Here is a 14,940-nt window from a genome sequence, read left to right as displayed (position 1 = left end):
GGGGGAACCCTTGCGTCACGTGTTAACTGCGGATGTCACGTGAACTGCGGATGTCACGTCAACGGCGTGTCCCGAGCGCACGCGGAATGCGGACACGACCGGGCTGACTTGTCATCACGGCCTGTGTCGGAGGCTTCACTTGGTCGTCGTCGCCGGAATCCACGGCCGCCCCGGACGCGATGACGGCGACCGCCATCGCATGGGCGAGCGCGGTGCGCGAGCGCACCCCGACCTTGCGGTAGACCCGCGACAGGGCACCTTCCACCGTTTTGACGCTGATGAACAGCTCGGCGGCGACTTCCCGGTTGGTGGCCCCGCCGCCGACCAGTCCGGCGATCCTGGCTTCCGTGGGGGTGAGTTCGGGCCTGCCCGCGCCGGCCTCACCGCTCCGCTCTCCGGCTTCCAGTCGCGTCAGCTCGTCCCTGGCCCGCGCCGCCAGCGGAGCGGCGCCGATCAGCGTCGCGGTCTCCAGGGCCTCGCCGAGGACCGCTCGCGCCGCGTTCCTGCGGCGCGCGCGGCGCTCGACCGCGCCGAGTGCGATCAGGGTGCGCACCAGCTCCACGGGCAAGGGAAGTTGACGTAGGCGGTCCACGGCCGCTCGCAGTCGTACCGCCCCCTCCTTCGCCCGGCCGAGTCCCGCCTCACGCAGCCCCTCCGCCCGCTCCAGAGCCGCCAGTACGCTCCCGGGCGCATCGCCGGACACACGCGTGCGGGCCTCGCGGATCACGCCCCCGGCCGCGTCCGTCTCGCCCAGGACGACCAGGGCCTCGGCGAAGTCGCCGTACCAGTGGAGCAAGGGCGGGTCGGCGGCGGACATCGCCTCGCCGAGTTCCTTGACACGTTGCAGCGCCTCGACCGCGGCCGCCGCCCCCCGTGGGTCTCCGACGAGCAACTCGGCCTGCGCGAGCACCGCCAGTGCGCGCAGCAGGAACAACCGGTCGCCGTCCGCCTCCGAGGCCCGTACCGCCTGCTCGGCGAGGTGCCGGGCCTCGTCGGCGGTGCCGCCCGCGGTCGCCGCCAACGCCGCCGCATACAGCGCTGGAGCCGCCTGTACGCCCGTCTCGGCCATGGCGCGCGAGCAGCGGGCGGCGGTGCGCAGCGCCTCCCGGCAGTGACCGGAGCGCACCTGAATACGGGTCAGCGCCACCAGGGTCGCCATGACCTCCTCGACGCCGGCGAACTCGCCTATTTCCGCGAGGAGTTCGGTGACCTGGTCCCGGGCCTCGGTCACCCTGTCGGAGTCCAGGGCGAGGATCGCCCGCATCCGGATCAGTCCCCAGCTCTCCGGGCCGGCGCCGGCGCCGCCGACCAGTGCGAGCGCCTCCTCGAGCGCGGCGTCGGCGGCGACCGGTTCCCCGGCCAGGGACCGCACCCGGGCGAGGGTGGCGAGCGCCCCGATCCGGGTGTCCGTGGCGCCCGCCCGGTCCGCCTGCCGGGCTGCGCGCCGGGCATGCCGGGCCGCCTCCTCCAACTCCCCGCACAGCAGGCCGCGTACCGCCGCCCAGTGGTGCAGCCACGCCTCGGCCTCCGGGTCGCCGTCGGCGTCCCGGAGGCCCTCCTCGATCAGTTCATGGGCGCCTTCCAGCGCCTGCCCGGCGTTGCGCAGCATGACCAGCCGGGCCCGTACCCGCTGCCGTGCGGAGCCCGACTCGGCGAGGACGGTCTCGGCCGCCTGCCCCGCCTCGTCGAGTTGTCCGGCGTCGCACGCGTACTCGGCCGCGGCCAGCAGCCGGTCGGCGCGATCCGCGGAGCGGTCGCCGGGGGTGCGTCGCACAGCGAGTCCGGCCAGTTCGAAGGCGGCATCGGGAGCGCCGCGGCGGCGTGCGGACTCGGCCGCGGACATCAGGGTGCGGGCGGTGGTCTCGTCCTCGTGCGGGTGGGCGAGAGCGAGGTGGCGGGCCTGCTCCACGGGCTCGGTGACCGAATGAGCCAGCAGGGCGTGCGCCTGCCGGCGGCTGTACTCCGGGGCGTCGGCATAGACAGCGGCCCGGATCAGCGGATGCCGGAACCGTATGGTTCCGTCGGCGTCGGCCGTCGCGACACCGAGTCGTTCGGCCTCCGCGAGGTCCGCCGCGGGGTCATGGAGTCCGGCGGCACGCAGCAGAGTGAGGCTGGGGCGGGCGGCGGCGCTCGTGACGAGGAGCGTGCGCCGCACTGTTTCCGGCAGCGTACGTGCCTGGTCCAGCAGCAGGGTACGCAGCCTTCGGGGTACGGGCAGCGTCCGGCCGAAGCCGACGGGCCCTCCGTCGCGTATGGCCGCCCGCCCCAACTCCAGTGCGTACCAGGGGTTTCCGGCAGCGGCGTCCTGGATCGCCCGCAGCACCGCCGGTGGCAGGTCGGCACCGATGCCGGTGCGCACGAGGTGTGCCACCTCGCCGTCCGCCAGCGGCGGCACGGGCAGTTCGACGGTGCCCGGCGGGCAGCAGCGCAGCCGTGCGGGCTGCTCGCCGTCGGCCACCCGCTCGGCGGCCACCACCCGTATGTCGAGGCCCCTGACGCGCCGTACGGCGAAGGCGAGCACTTCGGCGCTGGGCTCGTCGAGCCACTGGAGGTCGTCGATGACCAGCAGAACGGAGCCGGTGGCGGCGAGGGTTCGCAGCACTTCGAGGACGGCGACGCGTACGGCGAGACGGCTCTGGTCGTCGGCCGGTTCCCGCCCGCGCAGCAGGACCGCCCTCAGTGCCCGGCTCGGCGCGGGCGGCAGGGCCTCCAGGCAGCTCTCCGGTACCCGCGCGAACAGGTCGATGAGGCCGACGAACGGGAGCCGTGCGTCCTCCTCTGCGGGCGAGCAGTGCAGCACCGTGCCGGCCGACCGGTCATGCGCGGCCAAGGACGCCGCGAGGGCGGCCAACAGCATGGACTTGCCGATCCCCGCAGGACCGTGGAAGAGCACTCCGGGGCTGGCCGTCAACTCGGCCCGGGCGGTGTCGAGCAGCTCGCGGCGCCCGGTCAATGACCGTATTCCCATGGCAGCCGCCCGCCCTTTGCCCTGGAGGTGGCACCCACGGTCTTCGTGCACGCTGCGCCCAGTGACGGGCTACAACCGGCGCCGAGGGCGGAGCCGTCGGCTCGGCGAGCGCGGCAGGTCCCAGGGCATCGCAGCATGTGTTCATGACAACCTTCGCGGATTCGGCTTGTCAAATGACGTCCGTCACGCGCCTGTACGCCATACTCCCGCGGGTGCTATGCCCCTCGCTGTCGCTGTCGCTGTCGCTGTCGCTGTCGCTGTCGCTGTCGCTGCCGGCCGGTCGGGCAGGTGAGCATCGGGTTCGCGAAGCCGTGCCCGGCCGGGGACGCTCGCGGGACGCCGGCCGGCCGCCCCGGCATTCGCATCAGGTCCTCGGGGGGAGGGGGCCGACCAGCCGCACACCGAACCTCACGAGCCGTGTCTCGGGCCTCGCGTGACGCGCGCCACATGTCTCCTCCGGAACCCGGCCCGTGGCCGGTCCGACTACTGAACCGGTACGGCGCGATCCGACCGACGCCGTCCGAGGTGATCTGGAGACGCGGTTGATGGACGAGTCGAGGCAATCCTCCTTGACCGGCGCGGGTGCGGCGCTGCGGAAGGCGGCGCCCCCGCCCGCGCTCTGCGGCTTCCTCCTGCTGCTGGCCCTGATCTTCACGGTGTCCTACGCCGTGGGTGCCGGCGCCGGTCCTGTCGCACCCGGTATGCACGGCAGCGGCACGAGCCGCGACGGCGGCGGAGGCGGCGGCGGAGGCGTGGACGACATGGGCAACATGCGGGGAGGACACGGCTGATGGGCGCCGAACCGGTGACCACCCTGGTGACGACCGATCTGACCGTCGGCGGCATGACCTGCGCCGCGTGCGTGACCCGTGTCGAGAAGAAGCTCGGCAAGCTCGACGGAGTGACGGCGACCGTGAACCTGGCCACCGGGCGGGCTCGCGTGAGCCATCCGACGGAGGTCGGCGTCGGGCAACTCGTGGCGACGGTCGAAAGGGCCGGCTACACGGCCGCGCTCCCCGAGCCGCCCGAGAAGCGACCGCGCGAGGGCGGTCGGGAGACCGAGGAAGCGCGGCAGGAGCGCGGCCGGCTGCTGGTCACCGTGTTGCTCGCGGTGCCAGTGCTCGTGCTGTCGATGGTGCCCGCGCTGCAGTTCCGCAACTGGCAGTGGCTGTGTTTCATGCTGGCCGCGCCGGTCGCGGTATGGGGCGCCCGGCCCTTCCATGTGCGGGCGCTACGAGGGCTGCGGCACTCGGCGGCGACCATGGACACGCTGGTGTCGCTGGGCGTGGTGGCGTCCTTCTCGTGGTCGGCGTACGCGCTCTTCCTCGGGGGCGCCGGTGATCCCGGGATGCGGATGCCGTTCAGCCTCGTACCCTCCGCCTCGGACGGTGTCGCGCACATCTATCTCGAGGCGGCCGTCGGCGTACCGCTGTTCGTACTGGCGGGGCGGTTCCTGGAGGCACGCGCCCGGCGCGGTACCGGGGCGGCGCTGCGATCGCTGGCCGAACTCGGCGCCAAGGAGGTGTCGGTACGAGACGGTGATTTCGAACGGCTCGTTCCCATCGAGGAGTTGGAGGGCGGTCAGGTCTTCGTCGTACGGCCGGGCGAGCGGGTCGCCACCGACGGACAGGTGGGGGAGGGCAGTTCGGCCGTGGATCTCTCCCTGGTCACCGGGGAGAGCGAGCCGGTCGAGGTCGGGCCGGGCTCGCCCGTGGTCGGCGGGGCCGTCAACGCCGGCGGGCTGCTGCTCGTACGGGCCACGGCCGTCGGTGCCGACACGCAGCTCGCCCGCATCACCCGTCTGGTCACCGAGGCACAGGCCGGCAAGGCGTGCGCCCAGCGTCTGGCCGACTCGGTGGCCGGTGTCTTCGTGCCGGTCGTACTGGCGCTGGCCGTCACCGCGCTCGGGTTCTGGCTGGGTGCAGGGGCCGATCCACAGGCGGCGATCACCGCAAGCGTGGCCGTCCTGGTCGTGGCCTGCCCCTGTGCGCTGGGCCTCGCGACTCCGACCGCGCTGATGGCCGCGACCGGACGGGGTGCCCAGCTGGGCGTCCTCGTCACCGGCCCACAGGCGCTGGAGGGGCTTCAGCACCTCGACGCCGTCGTCCTCGACAAGACCGGCACGCTCACCACCGGCCACATGAGCGTCGCCCGGGTCACCGCCGTACCAGGCGGGCTCGGCCGCGACGCGCTACTGCGGCTGGCTGGGGGAGTCGAACAGGGCTCGGAACACCCGCTCGGCCGGGCCGTCTCCGCCTACGCCCGGCGGGAGCTGCGCGAGCGGCGGCTGCCGGACGTGAGCGAGTTCATCGCCCTGCCGGGGCGGGGAGTGCGCGGCCGGGTCGAGGGGCGGCTGATCGAAGTCCTCGCCCCCGACGACGAGTTGCCCGCCGCGCTCGCGGCTGCCCTGTCGGCGGCGGAGGCAGCCGCGCACACGCCCGTACTGGTCCGCGTGGACGGGGTGGCCGAGGCGCTGATCGAGGTCGGGGACGTCGTGCGCCCCGGAAGCTACCGGGCCGTCGACCGGCTGCGGCGGCTCGGCGTGCGGCCCGTGCTCGTCACCGGTGACCGCGAGGCGCCCGCCCGGGCCGTTGCCGCGGCCCTGGGCATCGACGAGGTGCACGCCCACCGCACGCCCGAGGACAAGGCCGAGCTGGTACGCGAGTTGCAGGAGCAGGGCCACCGGGTCGCGGTGATCGGCGACGGCGTGAACGACGCCGCCGCGCTGGCCGGCGCCGACCTCGGGATCGCCATGGGCACCGGTACCGACGTGGCCATCGGGGCCGCCGACGTGACCCTCGTACGCGGCGACATCGAAGCCCTCGCGGACGCCGTCGTGCTGGCCCGGCGCACCCTGGGCACCATCCGCGTCAACCTCGTCTGGGCCTTCGGCTACAACGTCGTGACCGTGCCGCTCGCCCTGGTCGGCCTGCTCAACCCCATGCTCGCCGCGGCGGCCATGTCCGCCAGCTCGGTGCTGGTGGTCGGCAACAGCCTGCGGTTGCGCGGCCGGCAGCCCTCGCCCGCCGGGAGGCGTACCCGATGACCGGACAACAGGTTGGGCGTCCGACACGCCGCCGGCTCACCGACACCCTGCTCGCCGCGCTCGCGCCCGTCGCCGTGTGCGGCCTGGCCCTCGGCGGTCTGAGCACGTGGACCGCGTACGGCAACGCGGGCAGCCCGGCCCGGATCACGGTCACCGGGGGACAGGTGTACCTGCCCTACGGCGACACCCGGGACACGGCGGCCTTCTTCCGGATCACCAACAGCGGCGGCTCGGCGGACCGGCTGCTGAAGGTGACGTCGCGCGCGGTCGACGGTGCCGGCACCCTCAGCCGCCATCGCATGACCGGCGCCCGGTCGGCCTCCGCGCAGACGGTGGCGTCGGTCGCCGTACCGGCCGGTGGCAGCCTTGCCATGTCCCCGTACGGCCTCGACGTGACGGTCCCGGCCGAAGCGGGCTGGCAGGCCGGCGACCTCGTCTTGTTCACCTTGCGTTTCGAACGCAGCGGGGCCGTGAAGACCCTGGCCGTGGTGGTCCGTCCGGGTCAGGACGGCACATGATCCCTCACACCTAGAGGTCGGCCCGACCGCCCGTCGAGTTCCGGCGGGGCGCTGTGTCCTGTATCACTCTCTTCAGGGTGAGTGGCGGGCCCGGGTGCTGTGCGTACCCACCCGCGACGAGCGAAGCCCGGATGCGAGGATGAGGCCGTCATGACTGCTGGGTGGGGTGCGCGCACGATGCGGGCCGCGGTGTTCGCCGCCGTCTGCGTGCTGCTCGCCGCCCTGGGTCACGTACTGATGTCGGGCTCCACCGTGCCCTGGTGGACGATGGTCGCCGGGTTCGCCGCCACGACCGGCGTCGGCTGGTGTCTGGCGGGCCGCGAGCGCGGACTCGCGCTGGTGGTGTCCGCCGCGGTCGTCGCGCAAGGGGCGCTCCACTCGGCCTTCTCGCTGGCCCAGTCGGCGGCATCGGGCGCCGGCACGGGCTCCGTGGCGCACGACATGAGCGGCATGTCCATGGGCTCCACGCCCATGGACGCGATGGACATGGGGTCTCCGGGCTCCATGGGGTCCATGCCCATGGGGCGTTCGGAGCACGCGGGGCACCTCGGTCAGTTGGCTCACGGCATGGGCGGCACGTCGTCGTTCGGCATGCTTGCCGCCCACGCCCTGGCCGCCGTGCTGAGTGGGCTGTGGCTGGCCTACGGCGAGAGGGCCGCGTTCCGCGTGCTGCGGGCCCTCGCGGGATGGCTGGCGGCTCCGCTGCGGCTGTCGCTCGCGCTGCCCGCCCCGCCGCGCCGGCCGCGCCTGCGGCCGACGCGCGAACGTTCGGAGCGGGTGCCGCGGCTGCCGCTCGCGCACACGATCATTTCTCGGGGGCCTCCGGCCGGGATCGCTGTCGCCTGAGACAGCTGGTTTCCCGAAGCCGTCCCCATGGGCGCCGCGTCGTCGGTGCCAGGGCTTCGGGCACGGGCCGTTCACGTCGTACGGCCCCATCCCCACCTCCCGTCCCGGGACGTTTTCCGCAGTGGCGAACTCACGCCCGGCGGCGTACCAGCGCGTGGTCGCGCGTGCCGCCGTGCCGCGGTGACGGATCCCGGACAACCGAGAAGGACATCAGGTGATCACTCCTGGCGTCCCCGCGTCGCGCGGGAAGCGCGACGCGGGGCACAAGACGGCGGATCAGCCCGGCGCGACGGCATCGTCCGACGATCCGGCCACCGCCTGGGCCCTCGCCGCCCGCGCCGGTGACCCCGACGCCGTCGACCGATTCGTGCGGGCCCTGCACCCCGACGTCGTCCGCTACATCACGTACCTCTCCTGCGACCGTCAGCTCGCCGACGATCTGACGCAGGACACGTTCCTGCGAGCGCTCGGCAGCCTGCACCGGTTCGAGGGGCGCTCGTCGGCGCGTACGTGGCTGCTGTCCATCGCGCGTCGCACGGTGGTCGACAGCTGGCGGTACGCCGCCACGCGGCCCCGGTTGGCCGACACGGACGACTGGACGATGTGTGCCGAGCGGGCCCAGCCGAGCGGTCTGCCCGGCTTCGAAGACGGTGTGGCGCTGCTCGACCTGCTGGACGCGCTGCCCCCCGAGCGCCGTGAGGCGTTCGTCCTCACCCAGCTGACGGGACTCCCTTACGAGGAGGCCGCCGAGGCCAGCGGTTGTCCCATCGGGACGATCCGCTCGCGGGTGGCCCGAGCCCGGGCGACCCTCGTCGAACTCCTTGTCGAGGCCGAGGAGCCGCGCGTTCCTGCCGCCGTCGCCGCGTGACGAAAAGGGTGGCGGTGTCCACCGCGAGCGGGGGACACCGCCACCCTTCCCGGCATCCGGCCGGTTCTGACCGCCGAGGCTCACCTCACGCCCTCGGTCACGGTGGTCCGGACGGTGACCTTCCCGTTCCGACGGAACCACAAGAGGTAGGGCACCTTCTGCCCTGCTTTCAGCACGGGGGGATCCAGGATCACGACTCCGAGTCCTCCGGGCGCCATCCGTACGGTGCCGCCCGCCGGGACGTCGACGGCCCACACGGGATCGGTACGCCCCGTCCCGGTCCGGCGCACCGTGCGGCGCAGGACGCTGACGCCCAGTTTCGGTGAGTCCGCGAACAGCAGGGTGTCCTTGGCCGGGCCGGTGTTGCGGATCTCGAAGTACGCGGCGGTGGAGACGGAGCCCGCCGGTACCGCGATGATGTGCGCGTCGACGACCGTGATTCTGGGCGGCGGATCGCCTGCCGCGCCGGTCGCGGTGTACGCCAGCAGAAGGGCCAGCGCACCGCAGGAGGCGCCCAACGGCGGCGCGACGGCCCGTAAGACGTCGGCGAACGGCGTGTTGCGCGTCGGGCGCATCACCCGCATCAGGCTTCTCGGCTCCATACGCCAGAGGTCGGGGCGCGCTCCCCGCTGGTTCCCGGCTCCTGCCGAGCTGACCGGTTCCGCCCTGTGTCGGTGGGGAAGGACCCCTCCGGAGCCCGGATCGAACGTGGTTGCGGAATGGTGCGGACCGCGGCGGGGGGTGGGGTGATCACGTGCGGGGTCTCGCGCGAGAGCCGAGGGAGGGGGCACCGCGGGGTTGGCCGTGGGAACAAGAGACCATCCGGCCCGAACACCGCTGGACGAGGATCGGCGGGGCCTGGCCCCTGGGCGTTGCCACCCTGGCCGTGCTGGCGGGCGGATACGCCTGGCTGGGTTTCGTTGTGGAGGGCGTCCCCGGAGCCCTGGTGGGCTGTGCCGCGGGGCTGGTACTGAGTGGGCTGCTCCACCTGCTGGTGGATTCGGCGGTCTCGGGACCACGGCCGGCGCGCCGCGGAGGCCGCGGCACCGCGGAGGTCCGTGGGCGCCTTCGCGGCCCCGGGTGATCACAACACCGCGCGATCGCGGGAACTCCACGGACTCCCGGCGCGACTATCGGCCCAAGTCTCTCCAGGTGTCTCCAGGTATCGCCAAGTGTCGCCACGGCAGGGGAAATTGGCCCGGAGGACGCGGGAACTCCAGCCCACTCGCGACCGACTACTAGTTCGACAGCGCAGCTCAACGCCCGCTGACCACCGTGCGAGGTCGGCAGGTCGAAGCGCGGAACTTCGGGCGAAGGTGGTGCGGCACACGTGGAACGCGGACGAGTTGGGCAGCGCTGCCGCCACGTACGCGGAGGCGATCGTGGAGTCAGAGCGCCGGGGAACGGTGCTCCGGACGTCGACCGCCGCCCTGCGGCCCCGGCCGCCGAACTCCGGAGAACCGCATGACACCAGGGATAGAGAACGCCTTCGCCGCGATCAGAGCCGAGTTCGGTACGGAATCGATCACCCGGGTCGAGCAGATGCTGGAGCCGGGCGGCAGCGAACGGCATCCGCTGCGGAAAGCAGCCAAGTGGATCATGCCGGGGCTCTCTCCTACTCCCTGGCACGACCCGTACGCCTACCCCGAACTGGCCCCCGTCGTCCATGAACTGGAGGCCAGTCATCAGGCGATCAAGAAGGAGCTGAACGCCGCATGGGCGGCGCGGCGGGAGGTGTTCTCGGACTACGAGCACTATCTGGCGCGCCAGGAGAGCTGGCAGGCCCTCCACCTCTTCCGCAACGGAAGTCTCGTCGAAGATTCGGCCGCCACGACTCCCACCGCTTATCGGGTGCTGAAAGACGTAGCCGTCGACACGGGCAAGATATGCCCTCTCCTGGAATGCCATTTCTCCACTCTGTTGCCGGGCGCAGTCATCGAACCCCACTGCGACCTGTGGAACTTCAGCATCAACCTGCATCTCGCGGTGGACATCCCCGACAGGTGCAGCATCACGGTCGCCGGGGAGAGGCGTTCCTGGGAAGAGGGCAAGTGCCTGCTCTTCGACTACTCCTTCGAGCATGAGGCACGCAACGAGGGCAACCGCCCGCGGACCTGCCTGCTCATCGACCTCTGGCATCCGGAGACCACCGTTCCGGAGCGCCGAGCGCTGGTCGCCCTCATCACCGAGATCCGTCGGCTCATGGGGGAGGACTGACACGGGGGTAAAGAATTCTTTTGGAGAATTCCCTGTTCTCGTCGACCCGGCAGTTTCCGACTGCCGGTTCCACATGCTGCCCTGATGTTCCATCAATGCGCAATGAGTGTCGAGAAGTGTTCCATTCCCAAGTCCGAATCGGACTGCTACGGTGACGGAAAACCGTCGGTCCGCCGGAAATTCATTCCGTGGGAATTCCGAATACCGTGATCCCGAGGGGGGTGATCGATGATGTCCACGACAGAGTCGGCAAAGGCTCCGCTCCGAAAGTCAATCGGACTCCCTCTGCTCGTTCTGGCGTCGGGGCAGCTCGTCATCTCGCTCGACTACAACATCGTGTACGTCGCCCTGCCCGACATCGGCGCCGGGCTGGGTTTCTCCGACCACGATCTGCAGTGGGTGGTGAGCGCCTACGTCGTGGCCACCGGAGGCTTCCTGCTGCTGGGCGGCCGGGCCGCCGACCTGCTCGGCCGACGCCGGATGTTCGTCGTCGCGGCGCTGCTGTACGCGGGATCGTCCCTCGTGGGCGGCCTGGCTCAGACGCCGGGCGTCCTGGTCGCCGTCAGGGCGGTCCAGGGCATCGGCGGCTCTCTGCTGTTCCCGGCGACGCTGTCCCTGATCACCACCCTGTACGACGAAGGGCCCGACCGGAACCGGGCCCTGGCGGTGTGGGGTGCCGCGGGAGCCGGCGGCCTCTGCTTCGGGTCCCTTCTCGGCGGGGTCCTGGTGGAGGCGTTCGGCTGGCCGTCGGTGTTCTTCGTCAACGTGCCCGTGGCGGGCGCCCTCGCGGTGGCCGGGAGGTCGCTCTTCCCCGCGGACGGTCCGTGGGACCGCTCACGGCACTTCGACGTGGCGGGTGCGCTGACCGCCACGGGTGGGATCACGCTCCTGGTGTCGCTGCTGGTGCGGGCCCCCGCGGAGGGCTGGGACACGCCCGCGGCCCTCGCGAGCGCGGTGCTGTCGGTCTGCCTGCTGACGCTCTTCGCCGGCGTGGAGAGGCGGTCCCGTGATCCGCTCGTACCGGCACGGCTGTTCGCCCACCGCGGCCTGCTCGTGGCGATGGGGGTGACCGCCCTGTTCAGCGCGACGTTCAGCTCGGTGCCGTACTTCCTGACGCTCTACTTCCAGACGGTCCACGGGTACCGCGCGGTCGAGACCGGGATCGCGTTTCTCGTGCCCGCCGTGGTGGTGGCCGTCGGTACGCAGGCCGGCGAACGGGCCGTGTCCGCCTTCGGTATGCGCCGCATGCTGGTGGGCGGCATGACGCTGGGCGCCGCCGGAGCCGCGGCACTCGGCCTGGCCCTCACCTCGGACGGCTCGTATCCCAGCCTCCTGCCGGGAATCGTGCTGCTGGGCCTCGGCCAGGGAGCCGCGTGGACGGGGATGTGGATCGCCGCGTCCGCCGGAGTGGCCCCCGGTGACCAGGGCGTCGCCTCGGGACTGGCGTCGACAACCCTGCAGGTGGGCGGCGCGGTCGGCCTCGCCGTACTGGTCGCGGTCGCCGGTGGCGTCGGGCAGAACGCCTCCGGGCCAGGGCTCCTCGACGGCATCCGTACCGCCGTGTTCGCGATAGCGGGCGGCATCGGCTGCGGCGCGCTCGCACTCCTCGCCCTTCGCAAGGCCCCCAGTACCAGTCCTTAGACACCCCCTTCGCCTCCCACTTCCGTGTCCGGGCCTTGCGGCCCGTCCTCCGTCATGCCAGGAGAAACCCCCATGTCCCCTACCGCCGCCGGTTCTTATGCCCCTCCGCCGGCCGCCGTCCTGTGCGGGCTGGCCGGATGGGTGCCGTCCCGAGTGGTGACCAACGAGCACCTCGCGCGACGGCTCGACACCGACTCCGCATGGATCCGCATCCGGACCGGGATCCACCGACGGCACGTCGTCGCCCCCGGACAGTCGACGTCCGACCTGGCTGTCGAAGCCGGCCGCCGGGCACTCGCCGCCGCCGCGTCGGACAGGGTCGACGCCGTCGTCGTCGCCACGACGACCCCGGACCACAGCTGTCCGGCCACCGCGCCCGCGGTCGCCGCACGGCTCGGTCTGACAGGGGCGGCCGCCTTCGACATCAGTGCCGTGTGCACCGGGTTCGTCTACGGCCTCGCCTCGGCCGCCGGGCTCATCGCGGCCGGCGTGGCCGAACGGGTCCTGCTCATCGGGGCGGACACCTACTCCACGATCGTGGATCCCCTCGACCGGGCCAACGCGATCCTCTTCGGCGACGGCGCGGGAGCCGTCGTCCTGCGCGCCGGGCACCCCCAGGAGCCCGGCGCGGTAGGCCACTTCGACCTCGGCAGCGACGGCGCCCACGAGGACCTGATCATGGTCGCGGCCGGCGGCTCCCGACAGCGCTGCCGACCGGGCGAACCCAGCCGCCAGGACCGGCACTTCGCCATGCGGGGCAAGGAGGTCTACCGGCACGCCGTGACGCGCATGGCCGAGTCGGCGCGCGCCACGTTGGCCCGGGCCGGCTGGAAGATCGACGACGTCGACCACTTCGTACCCCACCAGGCCAATCTGCGGATCCTGCACTCGGTGGCCGACGACCTCGGTCTCCCTCGCGAGCGGTGCGTGACCCAGGTCGAGTCCGTCGGCAACACGGGCGCCGCGTCCATCCCGCTCGCTCTCGCCGACGCGGCTGCCCGCCAGGCGCTCTGGCCCGGCGACCGGCTTCTTCTCACTGCCTTCGGAGGCGGCCTCACCTGGGGCTCCTGCCTCCTGACCTGGCCCACGCTCCCCGTGCCGGCCCATCCGTAGGACCAAGGAGAACGGACGACGTCATGAGCACCACCTACGACCAGCTGGTCGAGATCCTCGCGAGGCTGCACGACACCCCGGCCGGCCGGATCAGCCCCGAGGCGACCTTCGCCGAACTGGACGTCGACTCGCTGACGATGGTCGAGATCAGCATCCGCATCGAGCGCGACCTCGGTGTGGCCGTCGGCGACGACGAACTCCGGCCCGACCTCACCCTCGGCGACCTCGCCGGACTCGTCGACGCCCGTCAAGCGGCCGTCTGACCTCCTCCGCTCTCCCCCCACTCCACGAAAGGCAGCAGCCATGCGGATCAATGAACAGCCCGGCACCGTGATCGGCGCGACGGTCGAGGGCTTCGACCACGCCACCGCTTCGGCCGCCGACATCGACGTGCTCAAAAGCACCGTCTACACGAAGAAGATCGCCGTTCTGAAGGGCCAGGACCTCTCTCCCCAGGAGTTCCTCGAACTCGGCAAGCGGCTGGGCCGTCCGGAGACCTACTACGAGCCGATGTACCACCACCCGGAGGTCAACGAGATATTCGTTTCCTCCAACGTGCCGGAGAACGGCAAGCAGATAGGCGTACCGAAGACCGGCAAGTTCTGGCACGCCGACTACCAGTTCATGCCGGACCCCTTCGGAATCACCCTGATCTACCCTCAGGTCATTCCCGAGAAGAACCGCGGCACGTATTTCATCGACATGGGTCGGGCATACGACAGGCTTCCCGAGGAACTCAAGAAGGAGATCGGCGGAACGTACTGCCGGCACTCGGTGCGCAAGTACTTCAAGATCCGGCCCCACGACGTCTACCGGCCCATCTCCGAGATCATCGAAGAGGTCGAGCGGAAGACCCCGGCCGTCCTCCAGCCGACCACGTTCACCCACCCCATGACCGGCGAGACGGTCCTCTACATAAGCGAGGGCTTCACCGTCGGCATCGAGGACCAGGTCGGCAAGCCGCTCGACGACGAGCTGCTGGGGCGCCTGTTCGAGGCCACCGGCCAGCTCGACGAGACCTTCGAGCACGACAACATCCACCTGCAGAGCTTCGAACAGGGCGACCTGCTGGTCTGGGACAACCGCAGTCTCATCCACCGTGCCCGGCACACGACCACACCCGAGCCGACCGTCTCCTACCGCGTCACCGTGCACGACGAACGCAAGCTCCACGACGGGATCAAAGCGGCATGACGGCCTCCTCCATGGCCGATCACCCCACGGACGAGGACCTGTTGGCGCGGGTTCTGGTGCCCTACAAGGACCACTGCAAATACCTGCGCTCGGCCGTCGTGACCGAGAGCGCCGCCGGACGAGCCGTCGTCCGCTGCGAATTCGGGATTCCGGAGTCGTGCTACATCCACGACACCGGCCATCTGAATTCCGTCGAGGTGAACATCTGCTACAACCAGATGATGTATTACCTCGTCGCCAAGTCCGTGAAGGAAGGGCTGGGGACAGGGTTCGAATCCTGGACGCTGGACGACTTCTGGAAGCATCAGCTCCCCGACATCCTGATCGCCCGCTTCGCCTCCAACTTCCGGCGAGCCGTCAACCCCCGTGCGTTCTCCGGGGAGATGGAATTCCGGTCCGTCACCCGACGCGCCCCGGCAGGCGGCAGCCCGTTCCTCCACGCCGAGACCGCCTTCCGCTACTGGGACGCCGACTCGGGCAGGTGCGACGGCGAGGCGGTCCTGGCGTTCGTCAACGTCCCCTGACGCGC

At 71.5% G+C, this 14,940-nt stretch carries 13 protein-coding genes; 11 read left to right on the top strand and 2 right to left on the bottom strand.

The annotated features are described in order from the left end of the window. Positions 1-58 precede the first annotated feature (58 nt). A complete protein-coding gene (locus ACIQTP_RS10485) occupies positions 59-2,953 on the bottom strand; it encodes an AAA family ATPase (RefSeq protein WP_403398304.1) in 2,895 nt (964 codons plus the stop codon). 560 nt (positions 2,954-3,513) lie between these two features. Here ACIQTP_RS10485 and ACIQTP_RS10480 point away from each other — a divergent pair. The 5 genes from ACIQTP_RS10480 (at position 3,514) to ACIQTP_RS10460 (ending at position 8,246) form a co-directional block, all read left to right on the top strand. Beyond that, entirely contained in the window at positions 3,514-3,759 is a 246-nt protein-coding gene (locus ACIQTP_RS10480; RefSeq protein ID WP_403398301.1) for a hypothetical protein, read from the top strand. After that, complete coding sequence (locus ACIQTP_RS10475; RefSeq protein ID WP_403398298.1) at positions 3,759-6,014, top strand: heavy metal translocating P-type ATPase; 2,256 nt, start codon at positions 3,759-3,761, stop codon at positions 6,012-6,014. The genes ACIQTP_RS10480 and ACIQTP_RS10475 overlap by 1 nt, the downstream gene beginning before the upstream one ends. After that, entirely contained in the window at positions 6,011-6,532 is a 522-nt protein-coding gene (locus tag ACIQTP_RS10470) for a copper chaperone PCu(A)C (RefSeq protein ID WP_403398295.1), read from the top strand. Before ACIQTP_RS10475 ends, ACIQTP_RS10470 begins: the two co-directional genes overlap by 4 nt. 150 nt (positions 6,533-6,682) lie before the next feature. After that, complete coding sequence (locus ACIQTP_RS10465; protein WP_403398292.1) at positions 6,683-7,378, top strand: hypothetical protein; 696 nt, start codon at positions 6,683-6,685, stop codon at positions 7,376-7,378. Between the two features lie 214 nt (positions 7,379-7,592). Then, the gene (locus ACIQTP_RS10460) at positions 7,593-8,246 is read left to right on the top strand and encodes a sigma-70 family RNA polymerase sigma factor (RefSeq protein ID WP_403398290.1); all 654 of its coding nucleotides are present in this window, start codon (positions 7,593-7,595) and stop codon (positions 8,244-8,246) included. An 80-nt stretch (positions 8,247-8,326) separates the two neighbouring features. Here ACIQTP_RS10460 and ACIQTP_RS10455 read toward each other — a convergent pair whose 3' ends face one another. Next, positions 8,327-8,848, bottom strand: coding sequence for a copper chaperone PCu(A)C (locus ACIQTP_RS10455; RefSeq protein ID WP_403398287.1), 522 nt, complete (start codon positions 8,846-8,848; stop codon positions 8,327-8,329). An 862-nt stretch (positions 8,849-9,710) separates the two neighbouring features. Between ACIQTP_RS10455 and ACIQTP_RS10450 the strand changes: the two genes are divergently transcribed. From ACIQTP_RS10450 to ACIQTP_RS10425, 6 genes are all read left to right on the top strand, one after another. Next, positions 9,711-10,463, top strand: coding sequence for an aspartyl/asparaginyl beta-hydroxylase domain-containing protein (locus ACIQTP_RS10450; protein WP_403398284.1), 753 nt, complete (start codon positions 9,711-9,713; stop codon positions 10,461-10,463). Positions 10,464-10,691: 228 nt separating this feature from the next. Continuing rightward, the gene (locus tag ACIQTP_RS10445) at positions 10,692-12,104 is read left to right on the top strand and encodes an MFS transporter (protein ID WP_403398282.1); all 1,413 of its coding nucleotides are present in this window, start codon (positions 10,692-10,694) and stop codon (positions 12,102-12,104) included. 72 nt (positions 12,105-12,176) lie between these two features. Continuing rightward, complete coding sequence (locus ACIQTP_RS10440; RefSeq protein WP_403398279.1) at positions 12,177-13,217, top strand: beta-ketoacyl-ACP synthase III; 1,041 nt, start codon at positions 12,177-12,179, stop codon at positions 13,215-13,217. A gap of 23 nt (positions 13,218-13,240) precedes the next feature. Next, a complete protein-coding gene (locus ACIQTP_RS10435) occupies positions 13,241-13,480 on the top strand; it encodes an acyl carrier protein (protein WP_403398277.1) in 240 nt (79 codons plus the stop codon). 40 nt (positions 13,481-13,520) lie between these two features. Further along, a complete protein-coding gene (locus tag ACIQTP_RS10430) occupies positions 13,521-14,411 on the top strand; it encodes a TauD/TfdA dioxygenase family protein (RefSeq protein ID WP_403398275.1) in 891 nt (296 codons plus the stop codon). Further along, positions 14,408-14,935 carry an FcoT family thioesterase gene (locus ACIQTP_RS10425; RefSeq protein WP_403398273.1) on the top strand — a complete coding sequence of 176 codons (528 nt, stop codon included), beginning with the start codon at positions 14,408-14,410 and terminating at the stop codon, positions 14,933-14,935. The genes ACIQTP_RS10430 and ACIQTP_RS10425 overlap by 4 nt, the downstream gene beginning before the upstream one ends. The last annotated feature ends 5 nt before the right edge of the window (positions 14,936-14,940 follow it).

It is taken from the genome of Streptomyces sp. NPDC090798 (assembly GCF_044768965.1).
Lineage (GTDB): Bacteria > Actinomycetota > Actinomycetes > Streptomycetales > Streptomycetaceae > Streptomyces.
The sequence above is the reverse complement of the archived record's forward strand: the minus strand, read 5'-3'. Positions and strand labels throughout refer to the sequence as shown.

Coding starts and splice junctions, on each gene's coding strand:
- ACIQTP_RS10480 (WP_403398301.1), top strand. CDS start 3,514: ATGGACGAGTCGAGGCAATCCTCCTTGACCGGCGCGGGTGCGGCGCTG.
- ACIQTP_RS10475 (WP_403398298.1), top strand. CDS start 3,759: ATGGGCGCCGAACCGGTGACCACCCTGGTGACGACCGATCTGACCGTC.
- ACIQTP_RS10470 (WP_403398295.1), top strand. CDS start 6,011: ATGACCGGACAACAGGTTGGGCGTCCGACACGCCGCCGGCTCACCGAC.
- ACIQTP_RS10465 (WP_403398292.1), top strand. CDS start 6,683: ATGACTGCTGGGTGGGGTGCGCGCACGATGCGGGCCGCGGTGTTCGCC.
- ACIQTP_RS10455 (WP_403398287.1), bottom strand. CDS start 8,848: ATGGAGCCGAGAAGCCTGATGCGGGTGATGCGCCCGACGCGCAACACG.
- ACIQTP_RS10450 (WP_403398284.1), top strand. CDS start 9,711: ATGACACCAGGGATAGAGAACGCCTTCGCCGCGATCAGAGCCGAGTTC.
- ACIQTP_RS10445 (WP_403398282.1), top strand. CDS start 10,692: ATGATGTCCACGACAGAGTCGGCAAAGGCTCCGCTCCGAAAGTCAATC.
- ACIQTP_RS10440 (WP_403398279.1), top strand. CDS start 12,177: ATGTCCCCTACCGCCGCCGGTTCTTATGCCCCTCCGCCGGCCGCCGTC.
- ACIQTP_RS10435 (WP_403398277.1), top strand. CDS start 13,241: ATGAGCACCACCTACGACCAGCTGGTCGAGATCCTCGCGAGGCTGCAC.
- ACIQTP_RS10430 (WP_403398275.1), top strand. CDS start 13,521: ATGCGGATCAATGAACAGCCCGGCACCGTGATCGGCGCGACGGTCGAG.
- ACIQTP_RS10425 (WP_403398273.1), top strand. CDS start 14,408: ATGACGGCCTCCTCCATGGCCGATCACCCCACGGACGAGGACCTGTTG.